Origin of the sequence: Allopusillimonas ginsengisoli, from assembly GCF_004153455.1 — a bacterium.
In the GTDB taxonomy this organism is placed as follows: domain Bacteria; phylum Pseudomonadota; class Gammaproteobacteria; order Burkholderiales; family Burkholderiaceae_B; genus Allopusillimonas; species Allopusillimonas ginsengisoli.
In genome coordinates this window covers 41,077-65,945 of the sequence record NZ_SDQE01000017.1, presented here as the reverse complement: position 1 = coordinate 65,945, position 24,869 = coordinate 41,077, and the positions used below count along the sequence as shown (strand labels likewise).

The 24,869-nt window shown below is 59.2% G+C and carries 16 protein-coding genes and 2 pseudogenes; 8 read left to right on the top strand and 10 right to left on the bottom strand.

Annotated features, from left to right (window positions below):
* The first annotated feature begins 746 nt into the window (after window positions 1-746).
* Window positions 747-2,260 (top strand): annotated as a pseudogene (bioD, locus tag ERE07_RS22435) (dethiobiotin synthase).
* Here bioD and ERE07_RS20235 read toward each other — a convergent pair.
* Together ERE07_RS20235 and ERE07_RS20230 are read right to left on the bottom strand one after the other, a co-directional pair.
* Window positions 2,261-3,628: a TrkH family potassium uptake protein gene (locus ERE07_RS20235; protein ID WP_130010842.1), complete on the bottom strand. Its 1,368-nt coding sequence runs from the start codon at window positions 3,626-3,628 to the stop codon at window positions 2,261-2,263.
* A gap of 3 nt (window positions 3,629-3,631) precedes the next feature.
* Window positions 3,632-4,285 (bottom strand): potassium channel family protein, encoded by a 654-nt coding sequence (locus ERE07_RS20230; protein ID WP_130010841.1) that lies wholly within the window; start codon window positions 4,283-4,285, stop codon window positions 3,632-3,634.
* A gap of 165 nt (window positions 4,286-4,450) precedes the next feature.
* On the opposite strand from ERE07_RS20230, the gene ERE07_RS20225 reads away from it, so the two are divergent.
* Both ERE07_RS20225 and ERE07_RS20220 read left to right on the top strand, forming a co-directional pair.
* Complete coding sequence (locus ERE07_RS20225; RefSeq protein WP_130010840.1) at window positions 4,451-5,569, top strand: alkene reductase; 1,119 nt, start codon at window positions 4,451-4,453, stop codon at window positions 5,567-5,569.
* A gap of 32 nt (window positions 5,570-5,601) precedes the next feature.
* Window positions 5,602-6,006, top strand: coding sequence for a BPTD_2524 family lipoprotein (locus tag ERE07_RS20220; protein WP_130010839.1), 405 nt, complete (start codon window positions 5,602-5,604; stop codon window positions 6,004-6,006).
* Between the two features lie 32 nt (window positions 6,007-6,038).
* Here the strand turns inward: ERE07_RS20220 and ERE07_RS20215 are convergent, their stop codons facing one another.
* The 4 genes from ERE07_RS20215 to imuA all read right to left on the bottom strand — a co-directional run bounded on the left by ERE07_RS20215 (window position 6,039) and on the right by imuA (window position 11,885).
* Window positions 6,039-6,497, bottom strand: a complete 459-nt coding sequence (locus ERE07_RS20215; protein ID WP_130010838.1) for a GatB/YqeY domain-containing protein — start codon at window positions 6,495-6,497, stop codon at window positions 6,039-6,041.
* Window positions 6,498-6,558: 61 nt separating this feature from the next.
* A complete protein-coding gene (locus ERE07_RS20210) occupies window positions 6,559-9,732 on the bottom strand; it encodes an error-prone DNA polymerase (RefSeq protein WP_130010837.1) in 3,174 nt (1,057 codons plus the stop codon).
* A 10-nt stretch (window positions 9,733-9,742) separates the two neighbouring features.
* Entirely contained in the window at window positions 9,743-11,218 is a 1,476-nt protein-coding gene (locus ERE07_RS20205; protein WP_130010836.1) for a Y-family DNA polymerase, read from the bottom strand.
* Window positions 11,181-11,885 carry a translesion DNA synthesis-associated protein ImuA gene (gene imuA / locus ERE07_RS20200; RefSeq protein ID WP_130010835.1) on the bottom strand — a complete coding sequence of 235 codons (705 nt, stop codon included), beginning with the start codon at window positions 11,883-11,885 and terminating at the stop codon, window positions 11,181-11,183. Before imuA ends, ERE07_RS20205 begins: the two co-directional genes overlap by 38 nt.
* 162 nt (window positions 11,886-12,047) lie before the next feature.
* Between imuA and ypfH the strand changes: the two genes are divergently transcribed.
* On the top strand, window positions 12,048-12,788 hold the full coding sequence (ypfH, locus tag ERE07_RS20195) for an esterase (RefSeq protein ID WP_130010834.1): 741 nt from the start codon (window positions 12,048-12,050) through the stop codon (window positions 12,786-12,788).
* Window positions 12,789-12,828: 40 nt separating this feature from the next.
* Here the strand turns inward: ypfH and ERE07_RS20190 are convergent, their stop codons facing one another.
* The 4 genes from ERE07_RS20190 to ERE07_RS20175 form a co-directional block, all read right to left on the bottom strand.
* Window positions 12,829-13,608 carry an NRDE family protein gene (locus ERE07_RS20190; protein ID WP_130010833.1) on the bottom strand — a complete coding sequence of 260 codons (780 nt, stop codon included), beginning with the start codon at window positions 13,606-13,608 and terminating at the stop codon, window positions 12,829-12,831.
* Between the two features lie 11 nt (window positions 13,609-13,619).
* Window positions 13,620-14,672, bottom strand: coding sequence for a D-alanyl-D-alanine endopeptidase (gene pbpG, locus ERE07_RS20185; RefSeq protein WP_245153809.1), 1,053 nt, complete (start codon window positions 14,670-14,672; stop codon window positions 13,620-13,622).
* Window positions 14,673-14,837: 165 nt separating this feature from the next.
* Window positions 14,838-16,124, bottom strand: a complete 1,287-nt coding sequence (locus ERE07_RS20180) for an MFS transporter (RefSeq protein ID WP_130010832.1) — start codon at window positions 16,122-16,124, stop codon at window positions 14,838-14,840.
* A gap of 77 nt (window positions 16,125-16,201) precedes the next feature.
* Window positions 16,202-17,221, bottom strand: coding sequence for a LysR family transcriptional regulator (locus ERE07_RS20175; protein ID WP_130010831.1), 1,020 nt, complete (start codon window positions 17,219-17,221; stop codon window positions 16,202-16,204).
* A 219-nt stretch (window positions 17,222-17,440) separates the two neighbouring features.
* Between ERE07_RS20175 and ERE07_RS20170 the strand changes: the two genes are divergently transcribed.
* The 4 genes and pseudogenes from ERE07_RS20170 to ERE07_RS20155 all read left to right on the top strand — a co-directional run.
* Window positions 17,441-18,742, top strand: a complete 1,302-nt coding sequence (locus ERE07_RS20170) for an efflux RND transporter periplasmic adaptor subunit (protein WP_130010830.1) — start codon at window positions 17,441-17,443, stop codon at window positions 18,740-18,742.
* Between the two features lie 13 nt (window positions 18,743-18,755).
* Window positions 18,756-21,974, top strand: coding sequence for an efflux RND transporter permease subunit (locus ERE07_RS20165; RefSeq protein WP_130010829.1), 3,219 nt, complete (start codon window positions 18,756-18,758; stop codon window positions 21,972-21,974).
* A 44-nt stretch (window positions 21,975-22,018) separates the two neighbouring features.
* Window positions 22,019-23,488 carry an efflux transporter outer membrane subunit gene (locus ERE07_RS20160; RefSeq protein WP_130010828.1) on the top strand — a complete coding sequence of 490 codons (1,470 nt, stop codon included), beginning with the start codon at window positions 22,019-22,021 and terminating at the stop codon, window positions 23,486-23,488.
* Window positions 23,489-23,610: 122 nt separating this feature from the next.
* A pseudogene (locus tag ERE07_RS20155) lies at window positions 23,611-24,645 on the top strand (AI-2E family transporter); the annotation flags it as partial.
* Window positions 24,646-24,869 lie beyond the last annotated feature (224 nt).

The window sequence follows — 24,869 nt, the reverse complement described above, 5'->3', positions numbered from 1 at the left end:
ACATGATTTTGCCGACGCTCGTCTTCATTCATGGCTGGGCATTTGAGGTCGATTTCTGGCAGCCTTTACGGCATGCATTGCGCGGGTGGCCGCAACACGCCATTGATCTTGGATATTTCCAGAAAGGCGGCGCGATTACACACCCCGCTGAACTGCCGGCGGGTCCGCTGGTAATGATTGGACATTCCTTCGGCTTCATGCATGCGCTGGCCACCGCCCCCGCGCAAGTACGGGCGTGGGTCAGCATCAATGGTTTCTCCCGATTCAGCGCCGCTCCCGGTTTTGACCAAGGCGTCGCTGCTCGCCTGCTGCAAAGAATGATGACGCGATTGCAGGGCAACCCGGAAGGTGTCGTCAATGAATTCAGGCATCGCTGCGGTACGCAGAAGGTCGCTCATGCGCCCAATGTCGACGCCTTGCGCAGAGACTTGCAGCGCATGCAGCATGAGGATCGGCGCCAGGCGCAGGCAGTGTGCATGACTGACACATTGATTCTGGCCGGCGACGCAGACCCTATTGTTCCTGTCGACATGACGCGCGCGCTTTTTGGCGAAGAAAACGTTGTCTGGAAAGCGGGCGGAGGCCATTTATTGCCATGGGATCACACACTGTGGTGTGCGGCGCAAATTGAATCTTTTCTGCGATGGCGCTTTCCCGCCGAGGGTTCTGATGCCGGGTCGCTGGCTGCGGATAAGCCGGCAAGCCGGGGACACTCGCAGGCATCTCTGGGTACACCGGTGCGAAAGATGCAGATCAGAGAGCGATTCGGCGCTGCTGCCGCAAGCTATGAGCAGCAAGCCTTTGTGCAGCACACCGTTGCTCAGGAACTGGCTCGGCGCATCGCCGCGCTGGATATTCCGGCCCGCCCGCATATTCTGGAAATAGGATGTGGGACGGGCCTGCTTACGCGCGAGATGGCCGGTTTCATTGATGAGGCAACGTGGGTCATTACCGATATCGCTCAACCCATGCTGAACGCAACGAAACAGGCCGTGCATTTGCCCGGCGTATCGCATTATGTGCTCATGGATGGCGAGTATCCGGATCAGGCCCTCAGTGCGCGCATCGCTGGCGCCGCCGGATTCGGCCTGATCTGCTCAAGCATGGCGGTGCAGTGGTTCCAGGACCTGGAAGCAGGCCTGGCCCGGCTGGCAGCGTTGTTGGCGCCCGGCGGCTATCTGGCGATTGCGACCCTGGCGGAGGGCACCTTTGCGGAGTGGCAGCATGCGCATCGAGCGCTGGGGCTGGTTCCCGCCACGCTGGTTTTTCCGTCCGTGGAAAGCATAGGCGAAACGCTGCCCGCGAACAAAGGGCTGGAAGGCGGCGTTCAATCGGAATGCATCACGCAGGAATGCGGTTCTGCGCTGGCGTTCTTGCGCGGCCTCAAGGCAATTGGAGCAACCGCGCCGGCCCCGGGGCGCCGTCCATTAAGCTCGCGCCAACTGTGCCGGGTGTGTGAGGCTTTCGATCAATCAGGCGCAAAGGCAAGCTATCAGGTGGCCTACGGCATCTGGCGCAAACAGCCGTAGCTATTTTTCTGGAATATTTGAGTATGACTGATCAACAGACTGGGCACGGGACGGAGGTGAATCCGAAGGGGGTTTTTGTCACCGGCACAGATACCGATGTGGGCAAGACCTTTGTCTCGGCGGTGCTGGCAAAGGCGTGGGGCGCGGATTACTGGAAACCGTACCAGACCGGTGTTGTCTGCGCGCAGGGCGACACAGAAACGGTGGCGGCGTTGCTGGGTGAAGGGCGCGAGGATAGTACGGGCAAGCCTTGGCAGGGTGTGTTGCACGCGCCTGTCTCTGTTTTGCAAGCGCCGTTGGCTCCCTGGGATGCCGCGCGCCAGGAAGGGGTCGACCTGGATGCCGGCACGCTTCGCCTGCCGGTTACCGATGCGCCGTTAGTCGTGGAGGGCGCAGGCGGGCTGTATGTGCCGGTGGATGAAGCGCACATGATGATAGATCTGGCCGCCATGTTGGCTTTACCCGTGGTGCTGGTGGCGCGCAGTACCCTTGGCACGATCAACCATACCTTGCTGAGCCTGCATGCGCTGCGGACGTGCCACATCCCGGTGCTGGGTGTGGTGATGAACGGGCCACCCTCGGCGGGCAATCGCGAGGCTATCGAACGGTTTGGCCATACACCCGTCATCGCCGAAATCCCGCATGTGGAGCGGCCGGATCATCACGCCGTCTCGGACATGGCCGCAAGGATACAGGCGTTGGCGGATCTATCGGCCCGGATGCGCGCCTGATCAACCAACCTGAAATTCTGCTTCGGGATAGCGTATGCGGCTGCGACGCTGAGTGGCGATGCTATAGACCAACGTCAACGGGCCAAGCCGGCCCGCGAACATCAACAAGGCGACCAGGATCTGACTCGGGGCGGAAAGGTGCGGGGTCAGATCGCGACTCAGCCCGGTAGTGCTCACCGCCGAAATGACTTCGAACAGAATGTCGAGAAAGGGGGCCTTCTCGAAAATCGTCATCAACAGCACGCCCGAAAAAACCAGCGCAGCGGTCACCAACAGCAGAGCCAGCGATTTCTGGACAGTCATGGGAGAAATCGAGCGGTTCAGCAACACGACTTCTTTGCGATGAAAGATATAAGAGCGCGTGGCAGCCAACAGCACAATGAAAGTACCCACTTTGATGCCGCTGGCGGTGCTCAGCGAGCCTCCACCAATAAACATCAGCATCATCATCAGCAGCGTCGAGCTGTCATGCAGGTGCGTGATGTCTATCGTGGTAAAGCCCGCGGTACGGGTGGTGACTGATTGCATCCAGGCTGCGAGGGCCTGGCCGTGCCAGGGCAAGTCGCCCAGTGTGCCCGGGTTGTTCAATTCAAGTACCCAGATGCAGACAAAGCCCGTCAGGTTGAGCGCCAGCGTGCCGATGAGCATGATTTTGGTATAAGGCAACAGCGGCGCCCACTTGCGCTTCTGGCCTGTATCGCTGAGCACCGAGAAACCAAGGCCGCCCAGGATGATGCAGCCTGTAATGGTAAAAACAGTGATTGGATCATCCACGAAACTGGCCAGGCTTGAGGGGAACAACGAAAACCCTGCGTTGTTGAAGGCGGCAATGGCATGGAAGACTGCGCGATAGGTCGCGGTGACCCACGGATAATCACGGCTCCACCACAGCATCAGGATGATAGCGCTGGCCAGCTCTATGCTGATCGATATCTTGAATACGGACAGCGCCGTCTTGTGTATCTTTGACACACTGGTCTGGTTGAAGGCCTCGAGCGCAAGGGCCTGGTGTGTCAGACTCATGCGCTTGCCCAGCGTTACCGCTGCCACGACAGCAAACGTGACAAATCCCAATCCGCCCATTTGCACCAGCAGAATCAGAACAATCTGGCCAAAATGTGTCAGATCCACGGCGGGGTCCACGACCGTCATGCCCGTGACCGTGACGGCGGAGGTTGCCATGAAAAATGCCTGGAGAAAGCTGATGCCGTGCGGGCTGGCCTGCGGCAATGACAACAGGACAGTGCCCAGGAGGATGAGGATCAGAAAGCCCATCGCCAGCACAAAAGGCGGGCTGGCGCGCAACAAGCCGGTGCGACGTATGCGGGCATACGACTGATAGCCATACAGCGGGAGCCAGTTGCGCATGGATCAGGCCAGCTTGGGAGCGATATTTTTCAGTGCGCTCAACTGGCCCAACAGGACCAGCACGTCCTTGGGCTGAAGCGGCATGTCGGTGGCAGGATGTACGGTGACCTGGGTTTTACGCTTGACCGCCAGAACATGAATGGTCTCTCCAACATCCCGCAGCACTTCGCTCAGCGGCACGCCTTCCAGACGTCCACTGACATCAATTTCGACCACGAACTCGCCGTTGCCTATGGAAATGTAATCGTTGACCATCGGATAGCTCAACGCCTGGGCGACGCGCATGCCCATTTCTTCTTCCGGATGAATGATGCGCTCCACACCCAGCTTGCTCAGGATAAGATGCTGCGCATGCGAGGATGCCTTGACCCATATTGTTTTGATGCCCAGGGATTTCAGGTGCACGACGCAGACAAGGCTGGCCTGGACATCTTCTCCTATGCCGACAAGCACGACATCGTAGTTGTCCAGCCCCAGTTCTTCCAGCGCCGCGCGATCAGTCACGTCGGCGATGACCGCGCGAGTGAGCTGGTCTGCATATTGGTCGACAACTTTGCCGCTGGTATCCACGCCCAGAACGGAGTGACCCATTCTCATCAGCTCGAGTGATGCTGCCGAGCCGAAGCGGCCGAGCCCGATGACGGCGAATTGTCCCATTGAAACTCCTGTATTGGTTGCCTTGCCGGCTGAGTATCACTACGATAGTCGATTGGCGTTAGTACCGAAATTCTGGTAAAAACCCTTATGGACATTCGTCCTTGACACATCCTTGGCCAGTCTGAAGTCGTGGCTGACCCCGCTTTAACGGCTGTAGATTTGATTATGACGAATTTGTTTGACCCTATCCAACTAGGGTCCGTAGTGCTCGAGAACAGGATTGTAATGGCTCCGCTGACGCGCAACCGCGCCTCAGAAGGCCGTGTGCCCAACGACATGATGCGCAGCTATTATTGCCAGCGTGCGTCAGCGGGGCTGATTATTTCCGAAGCGACGTCAGTATCTCCCCAGGGGGTGGGTTATCCGCATACGCCAGGCATCTGGTGCCGGGCGCAGGTAGCGGGCTGGAAACGTGTAACCCAGGCTGTCCACGCGCGTGGCGGCAAGATTTTTCTGCAGCTTTGGCATGTCGGCAGGGTTTCCGACCCTGAATTCCTTAACGGCGAGATTCCTGTCGCGCCCAGTGCCATTGCGTGCGAAGGCAATGTCAATCTGCTTTTGCCCAAGCGCCCATATGTCGTGCCGCGCGCCTTGCACGTCGAGGAAATTTCGCGTGTTGTCGCCGATTTTGCCGAAGCGGCGCGCAAGGCCAAGGAAGCAGGCTTCGATGGTGTGGAAATACACGGAGCCAATGGCTATCTTATCGATCAGTTTCTGCATGATGGCAGTAATAAGCGACAGGATGATTACGGAGGCCCCATTGAAAATCGCGCCCGTCTTTTGCTCGAAATCGTCGATGCGTGCATTGGCATATGGGGAGCAGGCAGGGTAGGGGTGCATCTGTCGCCAGCAGGCGGTGCGCATGCCATGCGCGACTCCAACCCGCAGGCCTTGTTTTCCTATGTGGCAACTGCGCTCGGGCAGCGCCGCCTGGCTTTCCTGTTTCTGCGCGAAACACCCGGCGAGGGCATGCTCGGGCCGCAGATCAAGCAGTTGTTTCACGGGCCCGTCATCGTCAACGAAAACTATGACATCGCCAAGGGAACGCGTGCGCTGCAAGATGGCTTTGCCGATGCCGTCGCCTTCGGGAAGGCATTCATCGCCAACCCGGATCTGGTCCAGCGCCTGCATACCCAGGCGCCACTCAACGACTGGGACAGCAGCACTTTCTATACGGATGGTCCCAAGGGATATATCGATTACCCGGCGCTGTCGGCCGGCGGCGCCGACCCCCATGATTGCGGCGACGAAAAAATTTCACCACGGCACGCGGCAGCATGCTAACTTTCTGATGGTAAACGTATGCCAGGGAGGCGATGGTGAAAGCACTCGTTGTCGGTATCGGCGCTGCCGTCCTAATGACGGGGTGTGCAGGAGGCATAAATGACGATGGCACATCTCCTTCGGTTACCTATACTGTGCCGCGCAGCTATCAAATCGTTTATCTACGCGTCCAGAACCAGGCGGACGAGTGTCTTCGTGGCAAAAAACAATACGATGTCTATGCTCAGATCAATCCTGATCTGCAATCCGGCTCAGTCACGGTAAAAGGCCCCTTGGGCGGCCTGGAAGTCGCCCGTACCGATATCCAGGCTGTCGACAAGAGCCACACCAAGGTGACTCATACCGTATGGGGGCACAAGCCGTGGGATGATGCTGCGCTTCGAGCCATGCGGCAGTCGGTACTGCTGGATACCTCGGTTTGCGTGGCGTATAAGTAGCCTCGATCCCCGCGGGGCGTTGCGCGAGCGCGTCAGCCCAGCCTGGACTTTACCTTGCCTGATATCGCCGACATATCGGCGCGGCCTGCCAGCGATACTTTGAGCAGGGCCATGATCTTGCCCATGGCTGGCCCGCCAGTGATTCCCTGGGCGTGCACTTGCTCAATGGCCGCCCCAATGGCGGCATCGACTTCTTCTGGTGACGCAGCCTGAGGCAGGAAGGCTTGCAATACCGCGAGTTCGGCTTTTTCTTGTTCAGCGGTTTCGGTGCGGCCGGCCTGCTCGAACGCAGCAATGGACTCACGGCGCTGCTTGACCTGTTTCTCGATGATGGCGGTGACATCGGCGTCGGTGAGTTCCTGCCGGCTGTCGACCTCTTTTTGCTTGATGGCGGCCAGCAGGAAACGCAAGGTGCCAAGGCGGGCTGTATCCCTGGCGCGCATTGCTGTTTTGACGGCATCGGAAATTTGCTGCTTGAGCAGATTGCTCATGGTGACATCCTCTATGATTGATCCCTTATTTTAAAGGAAGCGCAGGGACACAGGGACCCGGTCAATGGAAATCGCGGCTTCGCGTAGGCAAATCGTTCAGCAAGGGCGTGAGATCCACCAGCCTGGACGCCATCAAATGGCAGATGCCCGACTGTTTCTGCCAGACACCATAAACGCCCATCAGTCTCGAATTTACCAGCTCCATGCGCTGTCGTTGGGCCAGCTCCGCCCGAACAATCACATTGACGTTGCCTGTTTCATCTTCGAGCGTGACGAACACAATGCCATTTGCTGTTTGAGGGCGCTGGCGGCCGGTTACGATCCCGCAGGCCCGAGCCAGCCGTCGATCCGGATATTCTTCGATGAGCGTACAGGCGGGAGCAAAGTGGCGGTCTTGAAGCTGTTTGCGCAGCAAGGCAAGAGGATGGCGTCCCAGGGTCAGGCCCAGCGAGTGATAGTCGGCGCTGATATTCTGGCCTTCTGTAGGTGCGGGCAGGGCTGGCTGGGCGCTGTCGTGGATAGGTGCTTCGCGCAGCAGTCCGTTCAGGGCAGGGCTGGCCGCTTGCCAGCGTGCCTGGCCTCGATGGCCGGCTATGGTGTGCAAGGCGCCAGCGGCGGCCAGCGCATCCATATCGTGACGCGTCAGGCTGGCGCGCAGCGCCAGATCATGCAAACTGTTGAAGGGGCGTGTGTGGCACGCTGCTTCTATCCGCAGCCCAGCCGATTCAGACAGACTCTTGATACGGTTCAAACCTAGACGCACGGCAGGCCGGATCTCACTGTCTGCCGCTGTGGCGTTGGTGCGAGGCGGTTGATGGCTTGCGCAGTCAGGGTATTCAAGCGTGGACTCCCATTGGCTGATCGTCACGTCTACCGGCAGCACTTGCACGTTATGGCGTCGTGCGTCCTGCACCAATTGACTGGGCGAATAGAACCCCATGGGCTGAGCATTGAGCAGCGCGGCCAGAAAAGCCTCCGGCTCGTGACACTTGAACCAGGCACTGATGTAGGCCAGCTTGGCGAAACTGGCGGCGTGGCTTTCAGGAAAACCGTATTCGCCAAACCCTTCCAGTTGCCGGTAGAGACTGAGCGCATAGGCTTCGGAGCAGCCGTGATCCATCATGCCCTTGATCAGGCGATCACGAAATTTCTCAACACCGCCCTTGCGTCGCCAGGCGGCCATAGAGCGTCGCAGCAAGTCGGCATCGTCCGGGGTAAAGCCCGCGGCAACCATGGCAATCTGCATCGCCTGTTCCTGGAAGATGGGCACACCCAGGGTACGCTCGAGTACGGCCGCAATCTGAGGCGTGGGACTGTCCACTTTTTCTTCGCGCCTGCGCCGCCGCAGGTAGGGATGCACCATGCCGCCCTGTATCGGCCCAGGCCGGACAATGGCCACTTGTATGACGAGATCGTAGAATTTTTCGGGCTTGAGACGTGGTAGCATGCTCATCTGGGCACGCGATTCAATCTGGAAAACGCCCACGGTGTCGGCGCGCTGGATCATGTGGTAGGTGTCTTTATCGTCGTTGGCAATCTCCTGCATCAGCATCGGCTGGCCACGACGGCGCTCGACCAGGGTCAGGCAACGCTTCAGGGCGGACAGCATCCCCAGCCCGAGCACATCGACCTTCAGCAAACCCATGGCATCCAGATCATCTTTATCCCACTGCACAACACACCGGTCTGGCATGGCGGCATTTTCGATAGGCACCAGACGGCTGAGCTTGCCGCGGGCGATCACAAAGCCGCCGGGATGCTGTGACAGATGTCTGGGAAAGCCCAGCAAGGACTCAATCAGCCCTATCCACTTGTTCGCGACGGGGCCGTCGGGATCCAGGCCATGTTCGGCCAGCTTTTCAAGCAAGCCTTGCTTGCCATCCCAATAATGGAAGGATTTTGCAATGCGACCGATCAGATCCAGATCAATACCCAGCGCCTTGCCGGTATCGCGCAAAACGCTGCGAATACGATAAGTTGTGACGACAGCCGTCAGGGCTGCTCGCTCACGGCCATATTTCTTGTAGATGTATTGAATGACTTCTTCGCGACGCTCATGTTCGAAGTCAACATCAATATCAGGCGGTTCTTTGCGGGCGTTGCTGATGAAGCGGGCGAACAGGGCATTGCCATTTTCGGGGTCGACTTCCGTGATGTGCAGGCAATAACAGACTGCGGAATTCGCCGCCGAGCCTCGCCCCTGGCACAGGATGCCGCGCTTGCGGGCAAACTGGACAATATCGTAGACCGTCAGAAAATAAGGCTCATAGTTCAGCGTGCGGATAATCAGCAATTCGCTTTCAATCTGACTGCGGATCTTTGCGCTGAGACCATTCGGATAACGTTTTCGGGCGCCGGCAAAGGTTTCATCGCGCAGATAGACATCAGGGGCCATGCCCTCGGGTACGATTTCCTGTGGATACTGATAGGCAATCTCCTTGAGGTTAAACGTGCACAGGCGGCTGATAAGCAGGGTTTCGGCAATCGCTTGGGCAGGGTAGGTGCTGGCCAGGCGAAATCGGCTGCGCAAATGATATTCGGCATTGGGCTTGAGCGCATAGCCGCATTGGGACAGCGGTTGCTTGAGGCGGATGGCTGCAAGCGTGTCATGCAGCGGCTGGCATGACCGTGCATGCATCTCGGCCTGGCCCAGGGCGACTATCCTGACTCGCGTGCGTTGCGCCGCTTGTTCGAGCCTGGCCTGATGCTGGGCGTCTGCATGATGATGATGTAGGGCCAGCCCCAGCCATAAGCGTTCCGGAAAAACCTGACCCAGACGCAACAAATGGTTTTCCAGCGTTGTTTCGCTGATTCCGTAATCTGGTCGCAGAATGGCCAGGCAATCGGGCAGGCCGCGCAAGTGTTCGCTGCCTGGGGGAGGGCTGGCGATGTCTTCCAATGCCAATTGATAATGGCCTTTTGCGCTGCGCCGCCGCGCCAGCGTGATCAATTCGGACAGGTCGCCATAACCTTTTTCATTGCGGGCCAGAATGATCAGATATGTGCTGTCCAGTCTGAAGCGGCTGCCAATGATCAGCTTAAGGCCCAGCCTGGCGGCCTCTGTATGAGCGCGGACGACGCCTGCCAGCGAGCATTCATCGCACAAGGCCAAGGCTTGATAGCCCAGCCTGGCCGCGCGCTCCACCAACTGTTCTGGATGGGAGGCCCCCTGAAGAAAAGAAAAGTTAGACAGGCAATCCAGTTCAGCATAATCGATCAGGGTATGGGTCTGCATGGGCATTTTCTTATCCGAAGATCCCCTGAAGAAACCAGCCAGCGTCGCCGGCTTCGCGTTCGCGATATATCCAGTAGCGGGCGCCTTGCGTGTCCTGCGCTATGAAATAGTCTCGCTGTTCGTGGCCTGAGCCGCTCCACCATCCGCTTTCGAGGCGTTCAGGGCCTTGCACCAGACGTAGCGTCCTGTTCTGATAAACGGGGTAGTTATCTTTTGTACGCAGTTTCTGTGCAGAGGCCAGTAACCAGAAGGGACGTGAATGCGCCGGCAAGCGCGGTGGCGGCGTTTGCGGGGCTGGTGCTCCCGGCGCATCGAGTGGTTGCCACAGGTTTGCCTGTTCCGGCCGGTAGTCAGCAACAGGTTTGCTGCACAGAACATGCCCTGCACCCAGGCGCGCCTGCAGCAAATCGAGCAGACGATGCTCTTGTCGCTGCCATTGCGCGGGTTCCGGGAAAAGGCTGCCACTGGCCGCGGGTCGGGGCGTCGTCTGAGGGGCCGCCAGTTCCAGACTGATGACAGGTGCGGGCAGGATGAGCGTATGCAGATGCTCGCGCAGTACATCGGAAAAATCATTGGGTTGCCAGGCGCTTTCGGAAAAACGCAATGTCAAGGACGTGGGCGGACGCGCATGGCGGCCTTTTTCATGATGCAGCAGGAGTTCAAGATAGCGCACGGATTGTTGACGAGCCTGAAGCCATCCGCAGAGCTGTTCAATCAGCCTGACCGCCACTGCCATGATCGCATTGCTATGCTCCAGGTGTTCGATCAGTTCGTGCCGCTGTCTGAAGGACAAGGGCGCTTCAAACCAGGAGAACCCCTCGGGCAGCAGGCCATAGGCGGCATCGACCTCTTGCATAAGTTGAGGGCTGCTGCGCTGTTGAAGCGCTTGGCGGGGGAGTTTGCGCAATTGGCCCAATTGACGGCATCCCACGCCTTCAAGCCAGTCGGCATAAGGCAAGACAGCGGGGAGTGTGCGCACGGGCAAGGCATCAAGCCGGCGATGCAATGTGCGTAGCGATAATGCCCGGCGATATCTTGCGGATTGACGGGACAGTACCCAGGCACCCAAGGCCGTGGGGGCCACGCCCAGCCAGACCTGTGTGCCCATATTGCGCAAGGTGGCGCGAATACGCCGGCATAGTTGACGCGGGCCTTTGAACAGGCTGAGGCTGGCGCTGACCTCCATGAGCACAGCGTGTTCGCGAAAACAGCTTATGCAAGGCGTGTACTGCAGCATGCTCAGCGCAAGGCCATGCAGGTGCTGTGTGCGTTGCTGCGCATCATCCTGCGCCAGGTTGAGCTTGGGCGCCAGCCCCTGCGCGGTGCCGGCACTCATCCCGGTGCGTATGCCCCGGCGGTAGGCGGCTGGGGTGCATGCGCAGATCTTTCCGCCGGCCAGCACCGCGGCCAGTGTGTCAGCCGACCAATGCGGAAAAGTGACGTCCAGCCTATGCGTAGGCAGATAAAGACTGATCCAGAGCGGCATGATAGGGTGCTGGCGCGATTCGGACGGACCGGGTGGGATACAAAGCCAAACGAATGGGTTGTTCACAGGCCGGCCCTTTGCGTTTCAGGATGTGGATATCCACGCCTTGAAGGCTGGGCCGCACAAGCAGGCGCAAGGGTGCCGCGCTGGCGTGTTCGGCCTCAGAAGGAGGTCGCATCATGAAAAAAAGAGATTCGCTTTGGCGGGCGGCAAGATGCAGGCGACGCAGAGTGCTTGTCCGCAGGGAGTTTGTCCAGCAAAGCAGGGCAGCGCTGGCATTGTGACGCAGAATTTGTTCTACGGCCCAAAGGGTGTCGCTTGGCGATCGCGGCGATATCCAGTGCAGACGGTGTTGTTCCAGCCCCCAATTGAACCAGCAGTGGAAATGGGGCGGGTAGGGCGGGGCAACCAGAAAAATGCTGCGCTGGCAAGACAGGCCAGCCAGACATGGCCGCAGAAGGGAAAGTTCGCCTATGCCTGTCCGACTGGGAAAAAGCTCGATGAGCGCGCCCACGGGCCAGCCCTGGCCGGGAAGGGCTTGATCCAGCTCTGGATGGCCTGTGCTTGTCGTGGCATGACAAGGCCGCGCCAGTTGGCTGCCGCGCCACAAGGCTGGATGAATACGCTCGGGGTGGCGCAAGGAGGGTGACGAACGTGCGTGTGCCATGACCATCAAATGGCTGTACCAGGCAGCCTCAGTCTCCAAATACTGTTTAAAAACACAGTATAAAGCGACTTGCCAATAATTGCTTGTCTGTCCGGGATTGGCTGGGTGGCGTACAATTTTTGAAAATGAAATGGATTCTGGCTTGAGCGGGAGAAATCAGTTTTGCCCCAACCCTATATTTTTATTCCACGCAGCGGCAAGCCCCAGCTGTTGTTTGTGCTGCTGCATGGTGAGTCAGCCAGCCCCGAGCAGTTGTTTCCGCTGGCAGATGCCATCAAACAGGCTTTTCCGGCCTCCATGGTCGTGCTGCCTTATGCTTTCGAAGGCAAAAATACGCGAACAGCGTCTGAACCGGGAAGCTATTACTGGGTGAGTCCTGATGCACTGCAAACCGCCAATTACGCGGATCAGATGCAGCAAGCTTTGCGCAACTTGATCAGTTTTATCCGAGACCTGCAGAAAGAATATGGCCTGACCGGCCAGCAGACAGCGGTGGCAGGCTTTTCGCAAGGTGCATCAATGGCGCTGGAGGCAGCGCATGCGCAGCCTGATCTGGCTGGCCGCATCCTGGCGTTTTCTGGCCTGTATGTCCAGGCGCCCGCGACAGTGCCGCCTGCCACCATTCTGCATTTCTTCCATGGCGCCAACGATCAACAGGTCTCGGCGGACAACGTAGAATCCACGCTGGTTCGCCTGGGTGAGCTTCAGGGAGATGCGACGTTGGATGTCGCTTCGGGCATCGGGCATGAATTGCACACTGCCTTGATAAAACAGGCCATTGTGCGCTTGCAGACATGTGTGCCTCTGCGCAGTTGGGAAGATGCCCTGAACTCGCTGGAAAACGAAATCCGGACACAGGGACAGGAGCAGGTCCAGGGCGGCACACGCAGAACCCTGCATTGAATGTCGAATGGCGCTATCGGTTTGTGGTGTCCTGTGCGGGCTACAAGGCCGGGCCTGGAAAAGGCCAGTCGTGGCGTTCCGTTTGATGGCCCTGCGCGTTGTAGCTGGTTTCGCTCAATAGCGATGGGCCTTCCGCCTGCAGGGCAATCACAGTGGAGCAGCGGGTGCCGTAGGTGTCGCTGACAATAAAAGGACTGCTCAATAGCCGCTCGCGCTCAAGCGCCAGGCCTGTGGCGGGCAAGGCTTGATCCTCGGCCACCGTCGTATCGCGCAAAGCCCGGAAGACAGGGGTGAGTGATTGGTTCAGCCCATCGAAAGAAAGCGTGTCGAGTGCTCGACGCAGACGCTGCGACTTGGGCCAGGGAGTATCCAGCAGGTGGTTGGACAATACATAACGCCCTGGCGCGAGCTGCGTCGGGCTGTCCTGGCCCGACCGGTTGCCCACATACCAGGCCTGTCGATGATCGCCCACGATAAGGTTGAAGCCATTGTACGCATGGCCCTGAGCCTGCACGTGGCCGGCATATTCCTGTGGCGCCTGCGCGCCTGCGAGATAATTGCTGACAAGTGCGCCGCGGGAAGGTGCGTCAGGGATGACAGTGGAGAGATCGCGATAATTTGTGATGAGTGCGTAACGGCCCTGTTTGGTGACGCCCAGCCAGGTCCCCCCTGCCAACGTATCTATCCCTGAGATGATGTCCGGGCGATCGGGCCAGGGCGCGGCGGCCAGGCATGGACGGGCATGGAATTCGTCCCGGTTGGCTGCGATAAACAAAGGCCACCGCGGATGTGCCGAGATGGCCAGGTAAGCGATGCACATGTCTGCCTTGCCTACAGCATGGCGATGACGTTGGAGTTTTCGACCAGATTGCGCAAGCGTACGGCATCGCCAATGCGAGAGTAGCGGCCGCTGGAATTGAGCAGGACAATGGCCAGGTCGCGGTCACCGATCCGGGTCAGCATGACCAGGCATTCACCGGCTTCATTGATGAATCCGGTTTTGGATACCTTGATATCCCAGTTTCCATTGCGTACCAGGCGATTGGTATTGTTGTAGACCAGTTCCCGGCCTTTTCCGACCGTGACCCGATAGGTGTCATCTGTTGTGTAGCGATGGATAAGCGGCTGCTTGCTGACGGCCTGGAGCAGGTGGACAAGGTCGCGCGGGGATGAAACGTTTTCGCTGGACAAGCCAGTTGGCTCGACAAAGCGTGTATTGCGCATGCCCAGGGCACGCGCTTTGTCGTTCATGGCACGCACGAAGGCTGGCATGCCGCCAGGGTAGTAGCGCGCCAGCGCATGCGCCGCGCGGTTCTCGGAAGACATGAGCGCCAGATGCAGCATGTCTGCCCGGCTCAGTTCTGTGCCTACCGACAGGCGGGAGCGCGAATGACGCAGCCTGTCGACATCCGCATCCGAAATGCGCAGTACCGCATCCATAGGCTGCCGCGCTTCGGCAACGACCAATGCGGTCATCAATTTGGAAATGGAGGCGATGGGGCGGACTTCATCGCTGTTCTTGTCGTACAGAACGGTGGAGCTGGCGAGATCCTGCACATAGGCGACTTCGGATTGCAGCACGGCCTTGCCGGTCAGCGGTTCGATATCAGGTTCAGTGGCGGGTTCGGTTTGCCCTGGCAGGCTGGGATCGCGATCCGGTTGCTGCAGGCTGACAGGCGTTAGCGCGCCTGAATTGCTGTAGTGGACAGGGCGCAGGTTTTCGCGATGAAGAATGCGTGGACTGTGGCGATCGGCGCGAGCTGGCGAGGCTGAGCGCATGCTGGTATCGGCCTGGGTTGGCATACCGATAAAGACAGACAGGCAGAGCGGTGCGAGTGCCAAAGGCAAGAGGCGACGCGAAACAGAGCGTAGGGTGGCTGGCATGGGCGGCGTCATCGTTGTCAGGTGATTAGCCGAGATGATAGCAAAAAAATCGCTTTATATTAGATAGTTACACCATTGTTTTAAGTTTTTTTTGAGGTTTTTTGTAAATCCTGGAACATTTATGGAGTTTTGCTGTATGGATACACAGCATTTGCCTTTTTGTCTTCATGCGGTAACGCCGGCCGCCTGATCGACACCGCGCCGCGCCCGGATAATCAACATGACCATGATGCTTGCATTCAGCAGATTCCACGCGATCCCGTTAAGAAAAGCTGCGTGGTAGGACCCGCGTAAATCATAGATGGCGCCAGACATCCAGCCGCCCAAGGCCATGCCGAACAAGGTGGCCATGAGCACGGTGCCCACACGTGTGCCAGCCTCGCGCGGCGAGAAGTATTCCCGCACAACCAGCGCATAGGCGGGCACAATCCCGCCCTGGAACAAGCCAAACAGTGCTGAGACAACGTACAGGGATACGAGGCCTTTGGTGAACAAAAACATGAACAAGGCGACACCTTGCAAGGCCGAGCCCAGCAAGAGGGTGCGCAATCCCCCAATGTAATCTGCAATCCAGCCGGACGCGAGGCGGCTGACGATGCCAAGCCCGAGCATGAGCGCCAGCATTTCGGCGCCGCGCGCGGCGCCAAAGCCAAGGTCTCCGCAGTAGGCAACGATATGTACCTGGGGCATGGCCATGGCTACGCAACAGGCGACGCCCGCCACGCACAGCAAGGTCTGGAGGGTGGCGGGCGTAAAGCCCAGAGGCCGTGCGGGATCCGAGGCAGCAGCTTCGCGGGCAAAGCGCGACATTTTCTTGCTGATACCCGGTGTTGCGTCAAGTGCTACCGATGCCATGGGCGGCTTGCGACGAAACACCAGCGCCAGCGGCAGCATCGCGGCGAGGCAGAACAACCCCATGCCTTGATAGGTTTGACGCCAGCCGACCAGGTCTATGAAATGCTGCATGATGGGCGGCCATACCGCACCCGCCAGATAGTTGCCACTCATGCAGATGGCCAATGCAATGCCGCGCCTGCGTACAAACCATTGAGAACTGTCTGCGACAAGCGGCGTAAACGTGGCGGCGGCGCCCAGCATGCCGATCAGCACGCATTGCCAGAGATTGAACAGCCATATATTGCTGGCGGAACTGGCGAGCAGAAACCCTGCGCCGATGCCCAGCGTTCCTGTGACGATAGGCGCGATCACGCCATAGCGATCGGACAGACGGCCCATCAGAATACCGCCCAGACCAAAGCCCACCATTGTCAGGGTATAAGGCAATGAGGCCAGGGACCGGTTGATGTCGAATTCGGCCTGGATCTGCGGCAGTACCACGGTGATCGAGTACATTCCCGATCCGCCTATGGTCATCAACAGAAGCGATACCAATAACCGGGCCCAGGCATAGGGGGATTCGATGGCTTCTGGCGGTGCAGTTCTGGAGGTCATGGCAGCATTCAACATGAGAACAACAGGCTTGCGGCGCAGGTTTTCCTGCGCCGCCTGTGCAGGAGCATGTTACCTCACTAGAACACACTTTCTTCGATATCTTGCCTGGGCATAATCTCCTGGCGCAGCAACGGTTTTTTGGCTTTGCCGACGAATTGACATTCCCCATCATAAGAAAATGCATCGCCGCAGCCGGACAGGAGCGGACAACGCTTGAACAGTTCGCTGACCCAGTCGACAAATACGCGTACTTTGGGCGAAAGATGGCGGTTGTGCAGATAGACGACGGAAATGGGCAGGGAGGGAGGCTTGTGGTCGGCAAGGACCTCACGCAAGGTCCCCGAGGCCAGATGTTGCGCCACCATGTAGCGGGCTGGCTGTATCAGTCCGAAACCTTTCAGACCGCAGGTGACATAAGCTTCCGCGTCGTTGACGGAGACGACGCCGTTGACAGGTATTTCCGTGGTCTGCCCGTCGATCAGGAAGCGCCAGTCGACAATACGCCCGGTACGGCCTGAAAAATAATGAACCGCCTGGTGGTTGGCGAGCTCTTCGATGGAACGCGGTTCGCCATGACGCTCCAGGTAGTCGGGCGCTGCGCAGGAGACACTTTCGAAGGTTCCGATGCGCTTGGCCACCATCGACGAATCTTCGAGGTCGCCGACGCGGATCACGCAATCGACCGCTTCCTGCACCATGTCGACCGGCCGATCGCTCATGCCCAGGGCTAGCTCGATGTCCGGATAGCGTTGATGAAACTCGCACAAGGCCGGCACAAGAATGAGCCGCCCTATGGAGGGCGGCACATCAATGCGCAACCGTCCGCGCGGGCCGCGGGTCACGTCGCGCAGCGACGACTCAGCCTCTTCGAGATCGGCCAATATCTGCACGCAGCGTTCGTAGTAGGCTGCGCCGTCAGGGGTAAGGCTGATCCTGCGGGTGGTGCGGTTCAGCAACCTGACCTGCAGCGAACGCTCCAGATTCTGGATGGTGGTGGTGACAGTGGAGCGGGGCAAGCCCAGGTTATCGGCAGCCTGGGTAAAGCTGTTGGCCTCAACAACGCGAGTAAACACTTGCATGGCCTGGAATCGGTCCATGACGTTCTCCTGGATCCGGGTGACAACAATGTCGTTTGATTGTTCCGTTCAGACAAACAGTGTTCGCAAAATAACAGTATTTATCTGACCTGGGAAAAAACAAATAATACCTGCTCTTTCCCGGCCAGCATACCTGTGTTCATGTTTTGAATTGCAACCAGGCGGTTTAGATCCGCTTTCGCATGGCGCCAGGGAGTTTCTCCATACCAAGGGTGCACCATGTTTTCACTACGCAAACGATACGTCATAGCATTAATTTTCGTGGCGACGGCAGGGGCCGGCATTGCCGCCTACCGTACGCACGCGGGTGACGTACAGGCGGCTCCGATGCAGACAGTCTCCGCGGCTGTCGTGGATGTGGCGGTCGTTGATCACAAGACCATTACCGATTGGCATGGCTATTCCGGGCGTCTTGAGGCCGTTGACCGCGTGCAGATTCGTCCTCTGGTATCCGGCACGATTACGGCAGTGCATTTCGAAGACGGCAGCCTGGTTCAACAGGGCGATGAGCTGTTTACGATAGACCCGCGTCCTTATCAGGCTGCCGTAGACCGGGCCGAGGCGCAACTCGCTGGTGCGCGGGCCCGTGTTGCCTATTCCGCGTCTGAGCTGAAACGGGCCAAAAGGCTGTTGGCGGCCAATGCCGTAGCCAAGCGTGATTTTGACCAGAAGCGCAATGAAGCACGCGTGGCATCGGCCGATGAAGCGGCTGCGGCGGCGGCGCTGCAAGCTGCGCGACTCGATTTGGAGCACACGCGTATCGTGGCGCCGATTTCCGGGCGAGTGTCGCGCGCGGAAGTGACAGAGGGCAACGTTGTGCAGGCTGGCGCCAATGCCCCCGTGCTGACTTCCCTGGTCTCCGTGGACAAGATATATGCCAGTTTCGATCTGGACGAGCAGAGCTACCTGCAGTTCATGAACCAAGCCCGTAAAACGCCCGGTGTGGCGATGCGGGTTGCGTTGGGCCTGGGCAATGAAGAGGGCTATCCGCGCTTGGGTCACGTGGCGTCGATCGACAATCGCATGAATGCGACGTCGGGAACCATACGGGTGCGGGCGATTTTTGATAACAAGGATGGCGTCTTGCTGCCTGGTTTGTATGCCCGCTTGAGAGTAAGTGGTGGTGCGCCGAGGCAGGCCGTTCTCATTGACGAGAAGGCAATTGGCACAGATCAGGACAAGCGCTTTGTGCTGGTGTTGAACGACGAGGACAAAACTGCCTATCGCCAGGTGACGTTGGGGGCGATGCAAGAAGGCGAGAGAGTGGTGGAAGCGGGCTTGTCGCCCGGCGAGCGCATCGTGGTTGATGGGCTGCAGCGAGTACGCCCCGGCGATCTGGTGCGACCTCGCCCGGCGCTGGCTGAACAACCGTCATTGCCTGCGTCGGGTTCTCTGGCAGACACAAGCACGCCCAAGGCTACGTCCAGTCCGTTTGCGCGCAGCGGCGCGCCTGACGCGGGTGCTTCGGAGACAGGGCACCTGGAAACTGCCGACGCCGTCGCCTCTTCTTTAGCTTCTTGATCCTGGCTAATTCATGAACATTTCGAAATTTTTTATTGATCGCCCCATTTTTGCCGGGGTGCTGTCGGTGCTGATTCTATTGGCCGGCGCACTGGCGGTCTTCCAGCTTCCCATTTCGGAGTATCCCGAGGTGGTGCCGCCATCGGTGGTTGTGCGTGCCCAGTATCCGGGGGCAAACCCCAAAGTGATCGCTGAAACGGTCGCCGCGCCGCTGGAGGAGGCCATTAACGGGGTGGAAAACATGTTGTACATGCAGTCGCAGGCCAATAGCGACGGCAATCTCGTTGTCACGGTTAACTTCAACCTGGGCATGGATCCGGACAAGGCGCAGCAATTGGTGCAGAACCGGGTTTCACAGGCGCTGCCGCGTTTGCCGGAAGACGTGCAACGTCTCGGGGTCACAACCATCAAAACCTCGCCGACGCTGACGATGGTCGTGCATCTGGTTTCGCCCGACAATCACTATGACGCCACCTATCTGCGCAACTATGCGGTGTTGAATGTCAAGGACAGGCTGGCACGTATTCCAGGTGTGGGCGAGGTACAGGTCTGGGGTGCTGGCGACTATTCCATGCGTGTGTGGCTGGACCCTTCAAGAATGGCAGAGCGGAACCTCACTGCCAGTGACGCCATCGCCGCTATCCGCGAACAGAATGTGCAGGTGGCGGCCGGCGTGATCGGGGCGTCGCCCGCCGGGCCGGAGGTGGCGACACAGTTTTCGGTGAATGCGCGAGGGCGCTTGCAAACCGAAGAAGAGTTTGCGGACATTATCCTCAAGACATCGCCGGATGGCGGCGTGACCCGCCTGGGCGATGTCGCGCGCATCGAGCTTGCCGCATCCGAGTATGGGCTGCGTTCATTGCTGGACAATCAGCCGGCTGTCGGACTGGGCATCATGCAATCGCCTGGGGCCAACGCGCTCGAGGTTTCAGATCAGGTCAGGGCCGCGATGAAGGAGCTGTCGGCTGATTTTCCGACATCGCTCGAGAGCCGGATTGCCTATGACCCGACGCAGTTTGTGCGGGCCAGCATCAAGGCCGTGGTCAAGACATTGCTTGAGGCCATTGCGCTGGTTGTGCTGGTTGTCATCGTGTTTCTGCAAACCTGGCGTGCTTCCATCATTCCATTGCTAGCAGTGCCTGTTTCCGTGATCGGCACGTTTGCTTTGATGCTGCTCTTTGGCTACACCATCAATGCCTTGTCGCTGTTCGGACTGGTACTGGCCATCGGTATCGTGGTCGACGATGCCATTGTGGTGGTGGAGAATGTCGAACGAAATATCGAAGAAGGTTACAGCCCGCGCGAAGCCACGTATCGCGCCATGCGCGAGGTCAGCGGCCCTATCATCGCCATTGCACTGACGCTGGTCGCGGTATTCGTTCCCCTGGCCTTCCTGACAGGATTGAGCGGGCAGTTTTTCAAGCAATTTGCCATGACAATTGCCATCTCGACAGTGATATCGGCGATTAACTCACTCACGCTGTCGCCCGCGCTGTCGGCACTATTGCTGAAAGGGCGAAACGAAAAGCCGGACTGGCTGACGCGCGTATTGCGCCGCCTGTTTGGAGGTTTTTTCGATCGTTTCAACCGCTTTTTTCGACGATCCTCGGATCGTTATGCCCGTGGGGTATCCGGCGTGATCCGCCGCAAGGCATCCTCCATGGGCGTGTATGTGCTGTTGCTGGCCATGACATTAGGCATATCCTATATCGTTCCCGGTGGCTTTGTGCCGGCGCAGGACAAGCAATACCTGATCAGTTTTGCGCAGTTGCCCAGCGGCGCATCCCTGGATCGCACCGAGAAGGTGATCCGCCAGATGAGCCAGATTGCGCTTGACCAGCCTGGCGTGGAAAGCACCATTGCCTTCCCGGGGCTTTCGATCAACGGGTTCACCAACAGCTCGAGCGCCGGCATTGTCTTTGTGACCCTGGATGCTTTTGCCGATCGCAAGGATCGGGCGCTTTCCGCAGACCAGATTGCGGCGGCCCTGAACAGCAAATACGCAGATATCGCGGGATCCTATATTGCGGTGTTTCCACCGCCTCCCGTCATGGGTCTGGGGACGGTAGGCGGCTTCAAGCTGCAGATTGAGGATCGTGCCGCGTTGGGGTATGCCGAATTGGACAAGGTGACCAAAGCCTTTCTGGCCGAAGCTGCCAAAACGCCCGAACTGGGCCCCGCCTTTTCAAGCTATCAGATCAACGTGCCGCAACTGGATGTCGATCTCGATCGCGTCAAGGCCAAGCAGCTTGGGGTGCCCATCAGCAATGTGTTCGACACGATGCAGATTTACCTGGGATCGCTGTACGTCAATGATTTCAATCGCTTCGGACGGGTGTATCAGGTGCGCGCGCAGGCCGATGCGCCATTCCGGTCACAGCCCGAGGATATTCTGCGGCTGAAAACCCGGAATCGGGATGGCGAAATGGTGCCGCTGTCATCCCTGGTGCATGTCACGCCGGGATTTGGCCCGGAGATGGTGGTTCGCTACAACGGCTACACCGCGGCGGACATCAACAGCGGGCCCGCGCCGGGATTCTCTTCGGATCAGGCGCAGTCCGCGGCCGAGCGCGTGGCGGAAAAGGTGCTGCCACGCGGCGTGAAGTTCGAATGGACGGATCTTACGTATCAGCAAATACTGGCGGGCAATGCTGGGGTATGGGTGTTTCCCATCAGTGTGTTGCTGGTGTTCCTGGTATTGGCGGCACTCTATGAGAGTCTGGCTTTGCCACTGGCGGTGATACTGATCGTGCCGATGGGGATTCTGGCAGCCTTGTCCGGGGTGTGGCTGACCCGTGGTGACAATAATATTTTTACCCAGATCGGCTTGATGGTGCTGGTGGGCCTGGCCTGCAAGAACGCCATTCTTATTGTTGAGTTTGCGCGTGAACTCGAGCAACAGGGCTTGTCGGTGGTCAAGGCTGCCATTGAAGCCAGCCGCCTGCGGCTGCGACCGATTCTGATGACCTCGATCGCTTTCATCATGGGTGTGCTGCCGCTGGTGCTTTCCAGTGGCGCGGGCTCAGAGATGCGCCATGCCATGGGCGTGGCCGTGTTCTTCGGAATGCTGGGCGTGACGTTCTTCGGATTGTTCCTGACACCGGTTTTCTATGTGCTATTGCGGAGCCTGAGCAAAAAAGCGCTCTGGCGCGCTGCCGACAGGAAAGAAGACGGACATGCAGCGGACGAACACCGCGTTGCCCGATTGGGCGAGGCAGGCGCTGCCGAGTAGAAACCATCGGATAACAGCTATTAGAGAAACAGGATATTGTGAATATGTTCATTAAACGCTTGCGGGTACTTGCCGGTCTGTCTGGGCTGGCGCTCGCCATGGCCGGCTGTGCGGTCGGCCCTTCTTATCAGCGGCCTGATGTAGACATGCCGGCCGCGTTCAAAGAAGCAACGTTGTCGCCCGAGGCGGCCCAGCACTGGAAAGCCGCTCAGCCCGCCGATGCCCTTGAGCGCGGGCAGTGGTGGGCCATCTTTCAGGACGCTGCCCTGGACGATCTGGAGCGCCGTGCGATGGACGCCAATCAGAACCTGAAGGCTGCCGCCGCGCGGGTGGAACAGGCTCGCGCCTTGCAGCGTGATGCGCGATCGGACCGTTTTCCTACGGTGGACGTAGGGATCGGGCCTACGCGTCAACGTGCATCCAACGCATCGCAAGGCCTGTCACAAGACGCGGAGAACTCACCTGTCACATTGTGGCGGGCACAGGCCGGCGTGTCGTACGAAGCGGATCTGTTTGGCCGTGTGGCCGCCGGCGTTGATGCGGCCACGGCAAACACCGAGCAGAGCGCAGCCTTGTTCCAGTCAGTGCGACTGGCCTTGCAGGCCGATGTGGCACAGGCCTATTTTCGTATTCGACGGCTGGACGCGGAGCAAACGCTGTTCGAGCGCACGGTGGCCTTGCGCAGCAAAACGCTGGAACTTGTTCAGCAGCGTTATGACGCGGGTGAAATCAGCGAGCTGGATCTGGCACGCGCCCGCACAGAGCTGTCGTCCGCGCGTTCGCAATCACTGGCGATCAAACGGGAGCGGGCTGCCGCGGAGCATGCCCTTGCGATACTGCTGGGCGAGCCACCTTCCGCGTTTGCCATGGCGGAGCACCCGCTGGATCGCGTCACCGCGCAGATTCCCGCTGGGTTGCCATCGTCGCTGCTTGAGCGGCGCCCCGATATCGCGGCGGCCGAGCGGGCCATGGCGGCGGCCAATGCGCGGGTAGGTGCTGCCAAGGCAGCCTTCTTCCCACGACTGACGCTGACTGGTGCCTTCGGTTACGAGTCATCCAGTCTGGGCGATTTGTTCGACTGGAGCAGTCGCGCCTTTTTGCTGGGGCCGTTGGTCGGCACGGCGCTGTCCTTACCCATTTTCGATGGCGGGCGGCGGGCGGCCGGGCTGGATAATGCGCAGGCAAGGTACGAAGAGGATGTCGCCAATTATCGGCAAACCGTTCTCCAGGCGTTCCAGGAGGTGGAAGATGGCCTGTCTGGCCTGCGGATTCTGAGCGAGCAGACGGGCGTACAGGATGAGGCGGTGCGCTCCGCGGAGCGGGCGGCTCAATTGTCACGCATTCAGTATCGTGAGGGTTCGGTCGCCTATCTGGATGTCATTGATGCGGATCGCGCCGTCCTCCAGCAGCGCCAGGCCGCCGTCAGACTGGATGGCGAGCGGGCGCATGTGGCGGTCGATCTGATACGTGCAATTGGCGGAGGCTGGGACACTGCCGCCATGGCCATGCAGTGAGTGCGCGGCGGGTGGCTGCACATTTCTGCCAGCCATGCGCCGTGTTTGAAACAATTCCGTGCTATCGTCGGTTTCTTGAGGCTCCATCGCAATTTCCGTAAAAAACCGATAATCAAACTGTTATGCAACCTGTCCTGCCCGCCCGCCTGATCGCACGCTGGCTCTTGGTGCTGGTCGTGCTTGTTGGGCTTTACTTCCTGCGCGGCTTTTTGGTGCCAGTGCTCGCCGCGCTCATCATCAGCCTGGCCAGCTGGCCGCTTTATCGCCGGCTGTTGCGCCGTTGCGGGGGCTCCGAGCCGCTGGCGGCGACATTGGCCTTGCTCATCGTCATTACGGTGCTGGTTGTGCCCTTGTCGTTTGCGCTGACGTACGCCATACGCGAGGCCAGCAGTTTTATCGGCTGGATGCTGACCGCCAACCGGGATGGCATGCCCACGCCCCCCTGGATCCCGGCTTTGCCCCTCATCGGCGAGCACCTGTCCAAGTACTGGGAAATCTATCTGGGTGAACCGCATGCTTTGGGCGAGGTCGTCGAAATCGTCAGTGGCGAGCATCTGGGCAATATCTATCGCATGCTGCTGTCGGCAACAGGCGATATTTTCCGCTTGTTGCTGACCGTCATTTTCATGCTGATTACGCTGTTCTTTGTTTATAAGGACGGCGCGCGGCTGCTGGGGCAGCTGGATATTGTGGGCGAACGCATCGTACCGGGGCGCTGGCAGCGCTTCTCCCGCGTAGTGCCAGCCACCATCAACTCCACGGTCACCGGGATGGGGCTGATTGCATTGGGCGAAGGGGTGGTGCTGGGCGTTGCTTACTGGATTGCCGGCGTGCCATCACCCGTCCTGCTGGGCGCGGTCACGGGCTTCATGGCATTGATCCCTGGTGGCGCACCGCTTTCGTTTACGCTGGTGTCCTTGTATCTGGTTGGCTCCGGGAGCCCCATGGCGGGCCTGGGCCTGTTCTTGTGGGGAACGATCGAGCTATTCATCGTCGACAAAACGCTGAGGCCTCGGCTGGTCGGCGGGCCGGTAAAACTGCCTTTCCTGCCTACGTTCTTTGGCCTGGTGGGCGGGGTGCAGACGATGGGACTGGTCGGGCTTTTCGTCGGGCCCGTGCTCATGGCGCTGCTGGTGGCAGTGTGGCGCGAATGGATACACGAAGAAGACTTTCCTCCAAAGCCTGCCCCACCGATGCCAGAGCCGTTGGAACACCCAGACGTGCCCTCCGCGGTGACTGCCGGGCCTCCGGTGCCGGGATCTGCGCCGACGCCGGCAGGCACGCCTGCATCGACAGCCGTTGCAGCGCCTGGCACAGTCTCTGGCGCCGCCGCCCATCCCAAGATACGTCGACAGCAGGATCGCGCGGAAACGCCGCCGGG

What these genes read in the sequence shown, in the direction of transcription:
- ERE07_RS20235 (WP_130010842.1), bottom strand. Translation starts at nt 3,628, where the DNA reads ATGCGCAACTGGCTCCCGCTGTATGGCTATCAGTCGTATGCCCGCATA.
- ERE07_RS20230 (WP_130010841.1), bottom strand. Translation starts at nt 4,285, where the DNA reads ATGGGACAATTCGCCGTCATCGGGCTCGGCCGCTTCGGCTCGGCAGCA.
- ERE07_RS20225 (WP_130010840.1), top strand. Translation starts at nt 4,451, where the DNA reads ATGACGAATTTGTTTGACCCTATCCAACTAGGGTCCGTAGTGCTCGAG.
- ERE07_RS20220 (WP_130010839.1), top strand. Translation starts at nt 5,602, where the DNA reads ATGGTGAAAGCACTCGTTGTCGGTATCGGCGCTGCCGTCCTAATGACG.
- ERE07_RS20215 (WP_130010838.1), bottom strand. Translation starts at nt 6,497, where the DNA reads ATGAGCAATCTGCTCAAGCAGCAAATTTCCGATGCCGTCAAAACAGCA.
- ERE07_RS20210 (WP_130010837.1), bottom strand. Translation starts at nt 9,732, where the DNA reads ATGCAGACCCATACCCTGATCGATTATGCTGAACTGGATTGCCTGTCT.
- ERE07_RS20205 (WP_130010836.1), bottom strand. Translation starts at nt 11,218, where the DNA reads ATGCCGCTCTGGATCAGTCTTTATCTGCCTACGCATAGGCTGGACGTC.
- imuA (WP_130010835.1), bottom strand. Translation starts at nt 11,885, where the DNA reads ATGGCACACGCACGTTCGTCACCCTCCTTGCGCCACCCCGAGCGTATT.
- ERE07_RS20190 (WP_130010833.1), bottom strand. Translation starts at nt 13,608, where the DNA reads ATGTGCATCGCTTACCTGGCCATCTCGGCACATCCGCGGTGGCCTTTG.
- pbpG (WP_245153809.1), bottom strand. Translation starts at nt 14,672, where the DNA reads ATGCCAGCCACCCTACGCTCTGTTTCGCGTCGCCTCTTGCCTTTGGCA.
- ERE07_RS20180 (WP_130010832.1), bottom strand. Translation starts at nt 16,124, where the DNA reads ATGACCTCCAGAACTGCACCGCCAGAAGCCATCGAATCCCCCTATGCC.
- ERE07_RS20175 (WP_130010831.1), bottom strand. Translation starts at nt 17,221, where the DNA reads ATGGACCGATTCCAGGCCATGCAAGTGTTTACTCGCGTTGTTGAGGCC.
- ERE07_RS20170 (WP_130010830.1), top strand. Translation starts at nt 17,441, where the DNA reads ATGTTTTCACTACGCAAACGATACGTCATAGCATTAATTTTCGTGGCG.
- ERE07_RS20165 (WP_130010829.1), top strand. Translation starts at nt 18,756, where the DNA reads ATGAACATTTCGAAATTTTTTATTGATCGCCCCATTTTTGCCGGGGTG.
- ERE07_RS20160 (WP_130010828.1), top strand. Translation starts at nt 22,019, where the DNA reads ATGTTCATTAAACGCTTGCGGGTACTTGCCGGTCTGTCTGGGCTGGCG.